We start from the raw sequence: 13800 nt of genomic DNA on the forward strand, positions 1-13800 counted from the left end.
GGTGAGCGGGCAAGGACCAGCCGAGATGGTCGGTGTGCAGGGTGTAAGCAATGCATGACGTGCTTCTGATGCGTTGGATCTCTGTAGTTGCGGCCCGTACTCGCAAGCCAATGCAACCCGCGAGATGGCCCGCCTTTTACTTGGCTACCGACCAACTTCCTGGTGCGGTGTCCTCGCCGCTTGCGGGACCGTGTGGCGGCATGGATGCCGCCACCGAGCCTACATGGACGTACTTGCGGCGTGTCCCGCGGGCGGCGAGGGCGCCGCGCCCTCGACCGACCAGGCCTTTGATCTATTCATTATGACTGTAGCTAAACGACGCTACGACTCGATATCTCTGCGGCTGTGAGCTGATTGAGTCGGCGGGCTTGGTTTCGATGACAACGTGTTCTAACAGTAGTGCATGCACCCGCGCACTTGACCAGCTAATCCGGCAACCACGCCTTACTCCACCGATCGAGATTGCTACCGGTCAACATCCAGTCGCGGCGCACCACTTCACGCAACGCCGCGCCCTTTGCTGCCGCAGCGGCCGGGTCGGCCAGGTGCTCGCGGATCGCACCGATCCAGTCGCGGTAGCGGTTCTTTACCAGCGTCACCGGCAGGTTGCCTTGGTAGCAGCGCACGTCGCTGGCGATCACCGGGTAGCCGCAGGCGCCGTATTCGAGCAGGCGCAGGTTGCTCTTGCACTCGTTGAACAGGTTTTGCTCCACCGGTGCCAGCGCTAGATCCAGGTCCAGCGCCGCCAGTGCGGCCGGATAGTGATCGATCGGCACGCCAGGCTGAAAGTGATGGATGTGCTGGCGCAGCGCGAACGGGTACATGCCCATGAACACCCAGTCGACCTCGTCGGCCAGCTCGCGCACTACATCTGCGATCAGTTCCAGGTCGCCGGTGTGGCTGGCGCCGCCAGCCCAGCCGATGCGGGGGCGGGGGCGGCGGCCGCGTTCGAGCGAACGCTCCGGCAATACGTTCCACCAATGTGCCGGCAGGCGGTTTTCGGCCACGCGGATGTCGCTATGCAGCCCGGCGAATGCCTCGGCCAGCGCCGGGGTGGAGACCACGAAGCGGTCCACCATGCCCAGCCCGCGCCGCACGGTCTTGAGGATGTCCTTGGGCATGTGCTCGCGATGGGCATTCTTCAGCGGCAGGTTGGGCAGGTAGTCGTCCAGCTCGTAGACCTTGAATGCGCGCGACAGCGCCTTCATCCGCCGCATCGCTTCCAGCCGCGGCTCGCCGACCTGGCGTTGCAGGATCACCACGTCGGGATCCTGGCGCGCCAGCTCGCTGATCTCCAGATAGCCGTTGAACAGCACGCCCTCGACCATGCCGGCTTCGCGCAAGGCGCGCAACGGCTGGATCACCCGATAGTGGCCGCAGCCTTCGATATCGGCCGGCAGTGCGATCACGCTCGGCAGCGGCCGCCACGATTGCAGCGGCCGCCAGCTGGCGCGTGGGTCGGCCAGTTTGAAACCGGCGCCGGGATCCAGCGAAAAACCCGGGTTGTAGGCCGGGTCGTTGGCCATTACCGGCAGCCAACGTGCGTACATCGCTTCTTCGTCGAGGGCGGTGGCGGGCGCTGTTTCGGGCGGGTCGATCAACAACTGCGCGCGCGCGGCATACACATTGAGATAGCCGGCCTGCTGCAGGCGCAGGCACAGATCGACATCGCTCCACTGCGCCAACGCCGGCTCCTGCGAAAAGCCGCCGGCGTCCAGAAACAGCTGGCGTGGCAGCATCAGGCATTCGCCACTGAGTGCGCTGTAGTTCTGATCCAGTTGCAGCCGCTGCAGGTAGCCCGATTCGTCGAACGCGGCCCCTTCGAATGCGCGTGCTGCCGGTGCACCCAGGCCCAGCAGCAGACCGGCGTGATGCACGGTACCGTCGCCGCGCAGCAACTTGCCGGCTACTGCGCCGACCTCTGGCCGCAGCGCATGGTTGAGCAACTGCGCCAGCCAATCGGCCTTGATCGCCGCCGCGCCCGCTGCCAGCCACAGCAGCATGTCCCCACGTGCCTGCTCGGCTGCGGCATTGCAGGCTGCCTCGCGCGAGGGTTCACCTTCAAAGCGCAGCACGCGGATCTGCTGCAGGCCGAGGTTGTCGATGCCCGTCAGCCAGTCGCGCAGCTCCGGCTCGGTGCTGTCGCCGCGATCCAGCAACAGCAGCTCGTAATGCGGATAAGTGGTGTTGGCGAGCACGCTTTCCAGGCAGCGCTGCACCTGCGCGAGGCGTCCATCCACCAACACAAGAATGCTAACCAGCGGCTGCTGCGCGTGCTGATAATCCACTGCATGACGACCGGGGCCGTTGCTGCTCACCACCGCGTCCATATAGCCGCGGGTGGCGAGATGGCGGGTGATGGCGCGTTGTTCGTCTTCGTCGCTGTGCCGGGCGGTGGTGGCCGATGCCACCAGCAAGGGTTCGGCGATATGCTGGATGCAGAGCAGGCCGTAGCGCTCGACCAGCCCAGATTGGTAATCGAGCTCGAATGCGTCGCTCGTTTCGGTTGGAAAGCCGCCATCGGCCAGCAACGTGCGGTGCCGGAACAGCCAATGCCGCGACATCGTCGATGGCGCGCTCAACAGCATGTCCAGATACAGCGCCGGCCGCATCGCCAGCCCCAGCTGACCGCCGTCCAGTGCGACCACTTCATCGGCGTAGACGGCCTGACACGCGTCCGGCAGCGCGAGCATCTCCAGCGCCAGCATCAACAGGCCGCTGGCAGTGAAGAGGCTGCCGGCTTCGACCAGCAGCACCCAGTCAATGGACTCCTGTGTGGCGATGGCTTGGTTGAGTGGCGCTGCCAGGCCGTGCTGGCCAATCAGCACGCCGCGCTCGCCGTGGTCGGCAACCTGCTGCGCCGAGTTGCTGAAAACCCAGGTCTGCTGATTCCGATAACACGCCACCGCAGCCAGGCTGGCCTGGGTTGCGGCCACCGCTGCCGCATCGCCATTGCTGTCGATCAACATCACTGCGATCCGCGGGCCACCTGCATGCGCCTGCAAGCGCGCCTCGATCCGTGAGCGCTGGACGTTGCTGGGATGGCGCACGCCCAACCAGGTGGACGGCGACACGCGCTCGGCCATGCCGGCGCTTTGCATCAGCGCATTGACCAGATCCACCGACTTGAACACCCGCGCCTTGTGCGGGCTGAGCGGCGCGACGCGCACCTGGCGGTTGTCGCCGCTGTCGCGCCGCCAGCCGAGTTGGCGGATGCCTTCGCGCAGGTCTTCGTGGCCTTGATCGCCGATGCCCGGCTGATCGCGACCAGCCTGACTGAATTGCGCGCTCGACACGCGAAAATGCGTAAGCGGGCTGGACAGCAGGGCCAGGTTGCCGTGACGCAGCAGCTTGACGTAGATCGCCAGATCGCCAACCCAGTGGATGGCCTTGCCGTTCAACATCATCAGCTCGCCACCCAGCGCCACCAGGTCGGCGCGCCGTGCAAGCACGCAACTCGGCTCGCCGATGAAGTTGATAGCGTGGTCGGCCAGGAACGACACCAGCTCCTGCCCGTCGATCAGCACATCCTCGGCAAACGGGAAGCTGGTGGCCAGGATGTCGGGCAACGGCGCACCGTCATCGTCGATCCGCAGCCGGCGCGAGGACGCCAGCGCTGTGCCGGGGTTACGTTCCATCGCGCTGATCAGCTGTGCGATGCAGTCCGGCTGCAGCACGTCGTCGTCGTGCAGGAACTTGATGTATTCGCCCTGCGCCAGGCCGATCCCCTTGACCGTGCTGCCGAGTTCACCGAGACGGGTGGTATTGCGGTGGTAGCGGATCGGAAATGGGGCGTTAGCCAGCCTCGACGCCAACACGGCCTCGATGGCACCATCGGTGTTGTCGTCGCAGATCACCAGCTCCAATGCCGTGTAGGTCTGCGCCAGCACGCTATCCAGCGCCTGCGCGAAATAGCGCGGCTTGTAGGTCGGCATGACGATGCTGACCCGAGCGTTAGAAGTCAGCGGTGATCGATCGTTTTGAACAGTCAAAGGTGCATCCACAGCGCGGCAACGGGTGAGGGCAGGGCACCCCATCATGCACCGGTCGAGGGTGCACCTGGGTGGTGCCAGCCTAGCCGAAGATGCAACAAGCGTGCCGTTAGTGTGGAAGGGGACCACCGACCCGGCGACGGCCGGGCGCAGCACTTATGGGTGCTGCAGATTTTGCAGTTGTGCGGCATCCTTGCGATATACCACTTCAATCCAATCGGTGCGCAAGCTCTTCGGGTTCTTTGACAGCTTGGCGATATCCCACAGCGAAAAGCCCGCGGCCTGCATCAGGTTGACCACGTCGACGAAGCTGTTGGTCTTGCCGTAGAAATCGTACAGACCGATCTCGATCACCGCGCAGTCAGTGTGCTGCAGGATCGCAGTTGCGCCCTCCAGTACCTGACGCTCAAACCCCTGCACATCGATCTTCAGAATATGTACCTGGGCGATCCCCAGCGTGGCGCAGGCCGCGTCGAGGGTAGACTTGTTTACGGTAATCACCTCATTCGAGGCCTGCCGCGCATACCCAAGCGAGTCTGTAGAATCCGCATTGATTGGCAGCAATCCGCCCAGGTGCGAGATGCTCTGCCGGTAGTAGTGACCGACTTCTTCCTTCTCGCCCAATGCAACGCACATGGTGGTCGTGCCGAACTGCGCTGCCATTTTTTCCAGCTCGGCAAAATTCTGTGGGTCCGGTTCGAACGAATACAGCTGGCAATCCGGATAGATCGACTTGAAGTGTTGGATCGACTCGCCGCGATGCGCGCCCACGTCCACTATCACCGGGGCGTTGGTCGTCAGTAACTGGTCGAAGAACCGTCGTGGCGAATACGCCTGAGCATGTTCTTCGTTTCTGAGATCGGAAGTGCCGCAGATGGGCGAATGCATGCCGGGCTGCGTATGGGGCGTCTTATCCTGCGTCATGGCGCGTTGTGCTCGCCGAGCTGCATCATGCGCAGTGCTGCTTCCACCCGCACTACATCAGCCGGCGTATCCACCGCGATCGATTGGTTGCTCATCTGCACCATGCGCACCTCAAAGCCCAGTTCCAGAAAACGGAGGATCTCGATGTCTTCGATTTCTTCCAACGTTGTCTTGCAAGATACCGAAGCAAATGCCCGTAACGCCTTCTTGGGGAATGCATACGCACACACCTGCCGCCAGGCACGCCCAAACTCACCTTGCTTGGTGATCGGGATCGACGCGCGCGACATATACAACAGGCGCCCGTCAGGGCGTACGACCACTTTGGGCACGCTCGGATTATGGAACTCGTCGATGTTGGCGACCGGGCAGTAACCGTTGATGACGTCATTCGGCGCCGCCACTGCAGCATCGATCAGCAAGCGCACGTCCTGCGGATTGAATAGCGGGTCATCGCCCTGCACATTGATGTAGGTGTCCACATCGAGTTGCTGTGCGACCTCGGCAACACGATCGGTGCCAGTCAGGCAGTCGCTGGAGGTCATCAAGGTGCGCATGCCGGCCTGCTCGCAGGTACGTTGAATCACATCGCAGTCGGTGGCGACCAGAATGTGCTCGGCCGGCGCGGCCTTGGCGCATTGCTGATAGGTACGTACGATCATGGGCACGCCGCCCAATTCGATCAGCGGTTTTCCGGGCAGACGCGAGGAGTCGCGCCGCGCAGGGATGATGATGGCGTAAGTCATAGAAGCCTCCTGGCAACCGATGGCGTTGAGTAGCGAGGGCGGTTCAGCCGACTCTGCCTTGCCAAAAATCTGTGGAGTTGAGATTCAGCTGGCTGACTGCCTCGGCAGCCTCGAGTACTGCATCGGTGTCAGTGAATAGGCGGTTCCACAAGTCCATCGAGAAACCGTAGCTGTTGTCGCGAGCCACATTGAACAACGACACAAGCTTCAACGACGTCCAGCTCAGATGCGGCTCCAGTGCCAGCAGACGTGACTGTGCAAACCGGTAGCTATCGACCAGGGTCTCGGCCGGGAATCCAAGCTGGCGTGCGTAGTTCTTCCACAACGACGACTCGAAGGCGTATTGGCTTAGCTGTTGAAAATGCCGATTGGGTGCAAGTTCGTTCATTGGAGAAAATTCGTCGTCCGCATAATTTGCCGGTCGCGGATCCTCTGGCATCGACCACAATGCCAGCATGTCCTGCGTCCTACCAAGCATTGCTTTCTCGGTGAAAAGGAACGGGATGTTTCGAAACCCTGCTCCCAAAGAAATTGCGATCTTTCCTTGATTGCGTTTGCCTCTAAAATGGACATTGATGGCGTCGTGGGTTGAGCCGGTCAGCACGTTGTCGCTACGGCAACGCACCGCAAACTCGATACCTTGCTCAGCCAGATGCTCCACGCCCAGGCGTGCGGAGCGCAGCACCGCATTGCGGTAGTGCAGGCCCAGGTTTTCCGGCTGAGGCACCAAAATCAGCTTGTCCAGCCAGGGCCTGCAGCGGTCCAGCAGCGCACTTGGTTGGTGGTCCCAGGTCACCATGCACTGGTACGCCCAAGGGAAACGCAGGCGATTCCAGGCCAGCACCAAGGGCGTAAAGTCGAACGCGAGCCCCTGCACGAAGATGCCGGTATCCGCCTTAGTCAGTTGGCGCGACAGTTGCAGCTCGGGCAACAAGCGCGAGAAATCCTGTAATTCGTGCAGCAGTGCAATGCTGCCCTGGTCGTAATCGACGGCACGTACCGTGCGGAAACGGCCATGTGCCTTTGCAATCTGGTTCATCACCTCTGCCGCGTGATTGGAGAAGATGACGATCAGCACATCATCGACCGATTCGTCCTCCAGCGCCGAAGGTGGTCTGACCGGCAGGCCATGGACAGTCGTGCCCTGATTCTCCGGCCTTGGGCAGATGGTGTACTGCAAGTTCAACTGCTGAGCGATGGCTGGATAGAAATCGCGGAAAAACTGTCCCGCACCCCAGCCGATCAACTTAGCGTTGCGCGGATTCAGCCCTGGATATTTGATGGTGGCTCGCTCGATCGAGCCGATTGCTAACGCCATGACAGGCTTCCTTGTGTGCTCTGCTAGTTTTACTGTGTCATTAAATTCGGAGATACGGTTGGTTTCCGTCGAGCAGCTTCGCGCTGATTGCGATGGCGATCATCCAGCGCAATGTCGCGATCGAGTCGGCGACATGGCGCTGGACGCCTGACGGGTGCGCCGCGTGGGCGGTCATCTTCGGGTAAAGCACGTTGCGCGCATCGTGACGGTTTTTCTTAAGAACTCCGCGCAAGCGTGCGGCCACCCGAAACCCGTAGGCAGCGATGCAGAGTGTGGCGTGATGGTGTAAGCCCCGCCAACAAAGAAAACTATTGCGGGATCTTTTCCAAGTCGTGAATTTCCCTGGGCTCACTCCGCCCAGGGCGGCGGCGCGGCACCGGCGACGGGCGATGCATACAAAACGAGATCGTAATAGTGGCCGGGAGAGTGCTGGCGTAGACGGAAGTGATAGCCATCCACCAATTTGTCCAGTTGTTCCACGATATCCAGTAGATCCTGGGCGTAGTGATAGACGCAAATAGCCATACGGGGGCGCTGGGTACGGATGAGGTGAGATGCGCCTTCTAGTGCCCTGGCTTCAAACCCTTCGATATCCAACTTCAGTAGCGTCAGTTTTTCCAACTCGTCGTCCAGGCGCGTAGTAGTCACGGAGATTCCGCCATCCGGCGATACATGGCTGGAAACGGTGCCGGTCTCCTCGAAGCGCAGCGTCGTATGTTCGTTGGAGATGGCTTTTTTTATGGCCTTGAAGTTGTGCCGGGGAAGGGGGAGGGCACTTGCGATGCCCTCCAATTTCTGGAAGTTGATGCGATCGGGTTCAAAGGCGGTGATGCTTTCGTAGTGATAGCGGGATGCTTCTAGAAACTTGTGGACGATGGGGCCCTGGAAGGCACCGCCATCGCAGAAATGTTCACGCTGGCCCAGCTGGAATGTGCTGCTATCGGCGTACGTTGAAAAGTACTCGTTGATCGGCGTAGCCCAGCAGTCCAGCAGGAGGCTGGAATCGTAGGTCAGGCGGAACAACAGGTTGCTGTAGAGCGTAAAAACACTGAAATCGTCGTCCAGTCGATCCGCAAAACGCAGGAATTCGTCCAGGCGCGCAAGCGTCCGCTGACGGTATACCTGGGCAGACTCGTATACGGCGGGCAGCCCACAGTGAGCAACGGCCAGGCAGGCATCTACTCTTTCAATGCCTGCTTGCTCGCAGAGCTTACGGGCCAGGCCCGATTCTCCCGGGCTGTAAGAAAAATCGATGGCCAATGCCTGGGAATGCTGCGCCGCTTGTTCGATGAACTGGCGCGAAGTCCAACGCGGCACCCCATGAACGGTGTCGCTGTCGCTTGGCTGGTCATCAACGGCGGCTATGACATGGCTAGGGTGCTGGACGATCTTTGGCCCATAAATGTTGCCAATGTCCGAGCGCGGTTGGAGCAGAAAGAGGGGGCGCTGCTCGAAACCCGGGATCAGCGGATCCAGGGAAGGCGCAATGCTCAGTTGCTCAATGCCCGCGCTGGTGCAGAGGTCATTTGCAAACGCCCGTCCGCGCGGGCTGCAAGAGAAATCGATAGCGATCGCATCCGCATACTGACCCGCCTTGGCCAGAAACTCCTGACTGCTCCAGCGCGGCGCGCCGTGGATGCGGTCCAGGTGGATGCTTTGATCATCAATTGCGGCAACAACATGGCGCAGGTTGGCAACGACCCCGGGCCCATGCACCACGCCTGCATAGGACTCTGGAGCGACGAGGAATACAGGGCGGTTGGCAATCGCGGGGAGGCGCGCAATGACATCCTCGAGTGCAGGGCGCTCCCGCTCCGCAATACGTAGAATCCGTTGGCGAAGCTGCTCATTTCTTGAGTTCATGAACGTCATCTCTCGTAGGTATGAATGGGGGTGTCGTAGCGGGCGTCGAAATAGGTCTTGGCAGGCACGTCCTCGCGGTAGACACGTGGCCAGCCAAGTTCGCAGCTTCGTCCCACCTTGACGCCTCCGCTCACGATGGCGCCGGTCCGCAGGATGCTATTGCCGCCGATCTCGACGCCCGCGCCGATTTGCACGCCATTCTCTATCCAGCATGAAGATTTGACGCGGCATGCCGGTCCGAGGTGCGCGCCGGCGTGGATGACGGTGTTGTAGTCGATCCTGCACGCGTGCCCGACAACAGCATTGGCACCCACGAATGCGTTGAGCCCGATGGCCGTGTCAGCGCCGATGGCTGCGCTGGAGTGGATGAAGGGCTCCAGCTTGAAGCCACGCTCCATTGCTGCCTGCATCAGTTCCATGCGCTTGAAGTTGCCGAAGCGTTCGTCGAACGCCACGAACATGGCCCCGTCGCTCGGATTTAGTCCATCCAGCACACCAAGATCGAATTCGTGTTCCGCGTCTTGTGGCACGTCGATCCTGATGACCCTCTCGTCCTGACGCGCCTGCTTCCAGGCGTGAAAAGCCAGGTCGAGGTATTCGTTGTGGCCGATGATCCACCTAGATTTCATGTTCGGTCTCCACCAGCATCGTGTACCAGCGCTCGACCAGGCGATTCATGGATTCATAGGCACCCTGGGTGGGCAGCGGAGCGTCTGTGTGCAATGCCGCCTGCACCCGCTCCATGATTTCTATGTCTTCACCCACCACCACCTTGCTGCCGTGCATCTGTGCCAGTAGCAATTGGCTGGAAGAACCGTAAGGCTGTTTCCTGCGTGCGCTAAACCAATAGATTTCCAAATCGGTCGTGTCCGGCGCAACGGGGATATGGTGCTCCAGGGTGAAAGAATAGCCGCCATTGGAACTGGCGATATGCATGTTCGGGAAAGCCAACCAGTTGAAGTAGGCATCCTGCTTGCCCCAGCGTTCCACTTTATCGTGCCAGCCGAAGTGCTTAAGGTTGGGTATTGGTGCTTCCGGGCCGCCGAAACTGAAGCGGCGCATCTCGCGCCTCAAGGCAGCGGGCGAGCTGTCTTGTAAAGCTTCCATCGACTCCTTGGCTTGTTCTTCGTTTACCTCGGCAAAGAAGCTGACACTCTTGGCCAGGGTTTTAGGGTGGACGAAGCGCGGGTGATTGGCATCCCGAAGATTTTCGTAAGCGAGTTTCCAGTTGTAACGGCCACGCCATGTGGTCACCATGACCTCAGTGTCATAGGCGTTGGAACTACTTTCCAGCAAGGCGATGAAGTCTGCCGAAAACTGCTCCTCGATTGGCATCGGGTCGGGATCGAGGTTGACGAACAGCAGGTTGCCCACCTCGCGCAGCGCGAACTCGCGCAGCTGCAGACCGTGCCGTTCCTCATCGCCGAAGCCATATAGGGCATCGCACTCGGGGATGTTCTCAACCCGGCCGTCGGCGTCGTACTTCCATGCATGGTAAGGGCAGACCAGCGGGCGCTTTCCCACCGCAGTGGTCTGTAGCAGCGCGCTGCGGTGCAGGCAGACGTTCTCGAACGCGCGCAGGCAGCCCTGGAAGTTCTGGATCAACACCGGTATGCCGGCGAGCCTGCGGGTGATGAAGCAGTTGTTATCGGGCACAAGCGTCTTAAGGCCGGCAAACAGCCAGACCTTGCGGAAGATCTTGCGCTGTTCGCGGGCAAAGATGTCCGTCGACAGGTAGTAGCTGGGGTGCATTCGCGATCGCATCGGCGCGGCTTCCTCAGGAATCCTTGTGGTAGATGACCCGGGCCGGGTTGCCGAACACGCTGGCGCCGGCCGGCACGTCCTTGACCACGACCGCACCGGCGCCGACGACGGCGCTGTCGCCGATCTGGATGCCGGGCAGGATGGTGGCGTGCGGGTGCACGATGGCGCGCTCACCGATCCGCGCGCCGCCGCCGACGAAGGTCATTGCCCCGATCTGCGCGTAGTCCCCGACATGGACATCGTGCCCGAGCATGGTGTTGGCCTGCACGTTGACGAACTCGCCCAGCCATACGTCGGGGCTGAGCTGCACGCGATGGCAAAGGAAGCAGCCAGTGCCGATATGTACGCGCGGGCTCACGAACGCGCCAGTGAGGATCGGAATGAATTGCGCGCCTTGCGCCAGCAACGGCTGTGCATAGCGCTGGCGCGAATGCGGATCGCCGATCGCGCACACGAAGCGTTCTTCGTCCTGCGGCTGGTACGTGAGCGGGCTGCCGACGATGGCCAGATCGCAGCCCAGACCATCCAGCATCTGCGGGCGCGTGTCTAGAAAGCCCAACGGACGCCACTGCGTTCCGCACGCAGGATCGCCCTGCATCTGCGCCAGAACCTCGCGACCCCATCCGCCGGCGCCGATGATCAATACGGGATGGGTCATAGGATCGAGCCGCCGTCCATGACCAGACTGGTCCCGGTGACCCAGCGGCTGGCGTCCGCCAGCAGGTAGATCGCGGCATTGGCCACGTCCTGCGGCTCGCCCAGGCCCAGCGGATGTCGTGCCTTCTGCGCCTCAAGCTGCTCGGCGCCCCACATCGGCGTGGCCACGGCCGACGGGGAAATGCCGTTGACCCGGATCTTGCGCTTGGCCTGTTCCAGCGCGAGGCACTTGATGATGCCGATGAGGCCGGCCTTCATCGCCGAATACGGCCCCACGCCGCGCGTGCCCAGGTGCGCGGCAGTGGAGAGCATGAACACGATCGAGCCCTGCGGGGCGATGGCATTTGCCTGCAGCAAGCGCTGCGTCAGCATCACCGGAGCGAGAAAATTGACCGTGTACATCTCGGTCATCGCCGTTTCGGTCAGCTGCCGGATCGGGCAGTGCTTCTGCATGCCCGCGCAGTGCACCACGCCATGTACCGTCGTACCCGCCGCAGCAGCCAGTGCCTCGCGATCGGCGGCGTTGGTCAGGTCGCCGAGCACGCCAACGTGGCCCATGCCTTGCAGCTGCGCCTGGGTCTGCGCGAGGCGGTCTTTGTCGCGGCCGGCGAGAACGATGCAGGCACCTCGTTGCGCGCAGGCTATAGCGATCTGCCTGCCGAGCCCCGACGAGGCTCCCGTCACCAGGATCGTCTTGCCCTCGAGCGAGAACGCAATGCGTGCCGGTGTATTCATGCGTAGATGTCCATTGGCACGGTGAGGCCGCCGTCCACGACGAAATAGTTACGCGTGATCCAGCGGCTCGCATCGGCCAGCAGGAACGTGGCGGCGTAGGCGACGTCCTCCGGCTCGCCCATGCCAAGCGGTGTCAGTTCGAACAGCCCTTCCATGTTGCCGCCGCTGCCCTGCAGGCCATCCAGCAGCGGCGTGCGCACGTAACCCGGGGCGATACAGTTGGCGCGGATGCCATTCTTGGCAACTTCCTGCGCCAGTGATCTCACCATGCCGAGCAGGGCGCTCTTGCTGGCCGCGTACGCGCTGCTCGCCATCGGCCCGATGTGCGAGGCGACCGAAGCGACGAACACCAGCGAGCCGTTCGCGGCGATGCGCTTCTTCGCAAGCAGGCCCCGGGTCAGCAGCATCGGTGCGAATGTGTTGCTGGAAAAGATGTCATCCAAATGCGCCCGATTGACCAGGCGCAGCGGAACCAGCCGGGAGATCCCGGCCGCGTGCGCCATCCCGTTCAACACGCCGACCTCGGCGACCAGGCGATCGATGTCCTCCTGCTGGTCCAGGTCTGCGGCGATTGCCACGTGCCCCTCGCCCGGCAACGCCTCCAGGGTCGACGTCAGCCGCGCGCGGTCGCGCCCGCTGATCGTCAATTGGGCACCCAGTTCGGCGCAGGAAATAGCGATCTGGCGGCCGATACCCGAAGAGGCGCCGGTGACGAGGATGCGTTTGCCGGCGAGCGAGAAGGGGTCGGGAGTGATGCTCACGATTCGATGAGATCTGGAAAAACGGCCCCTTCGATGTTGAGCAGGCAGGTGCCCCACGATAGCCCGATGCCGAAGCCGCACAGCAATACGCGTTTGGTGCCGGCTTCGAGTTCCTTGTTGATGCGCGCGGTCATGGTCACCGGCAGCGAGGCGCCGCTGGTGTTGCCGAAGTCGCGCAGCGTGGAGGGCACTTTTTCCGTCGGCAGGCCGAGCTTCTTGCGGATGGTTTCGTTGATCATCCGGTTGGCCTGGTGGAACACGAAATAGTCGATCTCCTCCTTGGACACGCCCGCATACTCGAGCAGCTTTTGCACCGCTGGCGGGATGCGTTGGGTCGAGAAGCTGAGTACCGCCACGCCATCGAGGATCAGGTCCACTCCACGACGCCACGGGCCATTGGGCTCCTCACGAAACGGGATCAGATGCTGCACCGCAACCGGTTCGCGTTGTCCGCCTACGGGCAGGATGATCGCCTTGTAGCCACTGCCGTCGCTGTTGAGGTCGAAATGCATCGGCGGCGCGTCGGCGCTGAATTCCAGCGCGGTGGCGGTGCCGGAATCGGAAAAGATCGGGTCTTCCAGCGTGGCGCTGCGGTCGCCGACCAGCAGCAGCCCTTTTTTGACGCCGCCGGCGGCGATCATCGAGCCGAGCAGATTGATGCCGAACGGGTAGGCCGAGCAGCCCAGGTTGACGTCGAAGGCGACCGTGGCGTGCGACAGCCCCAGCCGATCCTGCAGGATGATCGCGGTGGCCGGAATCGGGTAATCCGGCGACTGCGTCACTACGATCAGTGCATCGATCTCCTCGCGCTTCCACTGCAGTTTTTCTAGCAGCACCTGCGTCGCATCGAAGGCAAGGTCGGAGAAGCACTGCCACTCCGAGGCCATGCGGCGCGTCTCGATGCCGATGTTGCGCACCAGGCGCTCGCGCTCGGAACGGATCTGCGGCCGGCAATCGGTGAGATTGGACACCACCCGCTTCGGCACGCATGTCGCCATGCCGGCAAAGCGAACGTTGTGCAGCGTGGAGGTCGGCATGGT

Annotated in this window: 11 protein-coding genes and 1 pseudogene; all 12 read right to left on the minus strand. The window is 62.0% G+C overall.

The genetic code is table 11. The features are described from left to right. Positions 1-425 precede the first annotated feature (425 nt). Positions 426-3965 (minus strand): glycosyltransferase, encoded by a 3540-nt coding sequence (locus FFY45_RS13820; protein ID WP_439333538.1) that lies wholly within the window; start codon positions 3963-3965, stop codon positions 426-428. 183 nt (positions 3966-4148) lie between these two features. Continuing rightward, entirely contained in the window at positions 4149-4880 is a 732-nt protein-coding gene (locus FFY45_RS13825; protein ID WP_255171978.1) for an FkbM family methyltransferase, read from the minus strand. A gap of 32 nt (positions 4881-4912) precedes the next feature. After that, on the minus strand, positions 4913-5662 hold the full coding sequence (locus FFY45_RS13830; protein ID WP_176340881.1) for a 3-deoxy-manno-octulosonate cytidylyltransferase: 750 nt from the start codon (positions 5660-5662) through the stop codon (positions 4913-4915). Positions 5663-5705: 43 nt separating this feature from the next. Then, complete coding sequence (locus FFY45_RS13835; RefSeq protein WP_176340882.1) at positions 5706-6980, minus strand: hypothetical protein; 1275 nt, start codon at positions 6978-6980, stop codon at positions 5706-5708. Positions 6981-7009: 29 nt separating this feature from the next. Next, positions 7010-7278 (minus strand): annotated as a pseudogene (locus FFY45_RS13840) (hypothetical protein); the annotation flags it as partial. A 50-nt stretch (positions 7279-7328) separates the two neighbouring features. Next, positions 7329-8852 (minus strand): FkbM family methyltransferase, encoded by a 1524-nt coding sequence (locus FFY45_RS13845; RefSeq protein ID WP_176340883.1) that lies wholly within the window; start codon positions 8850-8852, stop codon positions 7329-7331. Continuing rightward, complete coding sequence (locus FFY45_RS13850) at positions 8849-9472, minus strand: LbetaH domain-containing protein (RefSeq protein ID WP_176340884.1); 624 nt, start codon at positions 9470-9472, stop codon at positions 8849-8851. The genes FFY45_RS13845 and FFY45_RS13850 overlap by 4 nt, the downstream gene beginning before the upstream one ends. After that, on the minus strand, positions 9462-10607 hold the full coding sequence (locus FFY45_RS13855) for an aromatic ring-hydroxylating oxygenase subunit alpha (protein ID WP_176340885.1): 1146 nt from the start codon (positions 10605-10607) through the stop codon (positions 9462-9464). The genes FFY45_RS13850 and FFY45_RS13855 overlap by 11 nt, the downstream gene beginning before the upstream one ends. A 13-nt stretch (positions 10608-10620) precedes the next feature. After that, on the minus strand, positions 10621-11265 hold the full coding sequence (locus tag FFY45_RS13860; protein ID WP_176340886.1) for a NeuD/PglB/VioB family sugar acetyltransferase: 645 nt from the start codon (positions 11263-11265) through the stop codon (positions 10621-10623). After that, complete coding sequence (locus tag FFY45_RS13865; protein ID WP_176340887.1) at positions 11262-11999, minus strand: SDR family NAD(P)-dependent oxidoreductase; 738 nt, start codon at positions 11997-11999, stop codon at positions 11262-11264. Before FFY45_RS13865 ends, FFY45_RS13860 begins: the two co-directional genes overlap by 4 nt. Beyond that, the gene (locus tag FFY45_RS13870) at positions 11996-12760 is read right to left on the minus strand and encodes an SDR family oxidoreductase (protein WP_176340888.1); all 765 of its coding nucleotides are present in this window, start codon (positions 12758-12760) and stop codon (positions 11996-11998) included. The genes FFY45_RS13865 and FFY45_RS13870 overlap by 4 nt, the downstream gene beginning before the upstream one ends. Beyond that, the gene (locus FFY45_RS13875; protein WP_176340889.1) at positions 12757-13797 is read right to left on the minus strand and encodes a ketoacyl-ACP synthase III; all 1041 of its coding nucleotides are present in this window, start codon (positions 13795-13797) and stop codon (positions 12757-12759) included. Before FFY45_RS13875 ends, FFY45_RS13870 begins: the two co-directional genes overlap by 4 nt. Positions 13798-13800: the final 3 nt, after the last annotated feature.

The organism is Xanthomonas hortorum (genome assembly GCF_011305375.1).
Taxonomy (GTDB): domain Bacteria; phylum Pseudomonadota; class Gammaproteobacteria; order Xanthomonadales; family Xanthomonadaceae; genus Xanthomonas; species Xanthomonas hortorum_E.

What these genes read in the sequence shown, in the direction of transcription:
- FFY45_RS13855 (WP_176340885.1), bottom strand. Translation starts at nt 10,607, where the DNA reads ATGCGATCGCGAATGCACCCCAGCTACTACCTGTCGACGGACATCTTT.
- FFY45_RS13825 (WP_255171978.1), bottom strand. Translation starts at nt 4,880, where the DNA reads ATGCATTCGCCCATCTGCGGCACTTCCGATCTCAGAAACGAAGAACAT.
- FFY45_RS13845 (WP_176340883.1), bottom strand. Translation starts at nt 8,852, where the DNA reads ATGACGTTCATGAACTCAAGAAATGAGCAGCTTCGCCAACGGATTCTA.
- FFY45_RS13850 (WP_176340884.1), bottom strand. Translation starts at nt 9,472, where the DNA reads ATGAAATCTAGGTGGATCATCGGCCACAACGAATACCTCGACCTGGCT.
- FFY45_RS13865 (WP_176340887.1), bottom strand. Translation starts at nt 11,999, where the DNA reads ATGAATACACCGGCACGCATTGCGTTCTCGCTCGAGGGCAAGACGATC.
- FFY45_RS13860 (WP_176340886.1), bottom strand. Translation starts at nt 11,265, where the DNA reads ATGACCCATCCCGTATTGATCATCGGCGCCGGCGGATGGGGTCGCGAG.
- FFY45_RS13835 (WP_176340882.1), bottom strand. Translation starts at nt 6,980, where the DNA reads ATGGCGTTAGCAATCGGCTCGATCGAGCGAGCCACCATCAAATATCCA.
- FFY45_RS13875 (WP_176340889.1), bottom strand. Translation starts at nt 13,797, where the DNA reads ATGCCGACCTCCACGCTGCACAACGTTCGCTTTGCCGGCATGGCGACA.
- FFY45_RS13830 (WP_176340881.1), bottom strand. Translation starts at nt 5,662, where the DNA reads ATGACTTACGCCATCATCATCCCTGCGCGGCGCGACTCCTCGCGTCTG.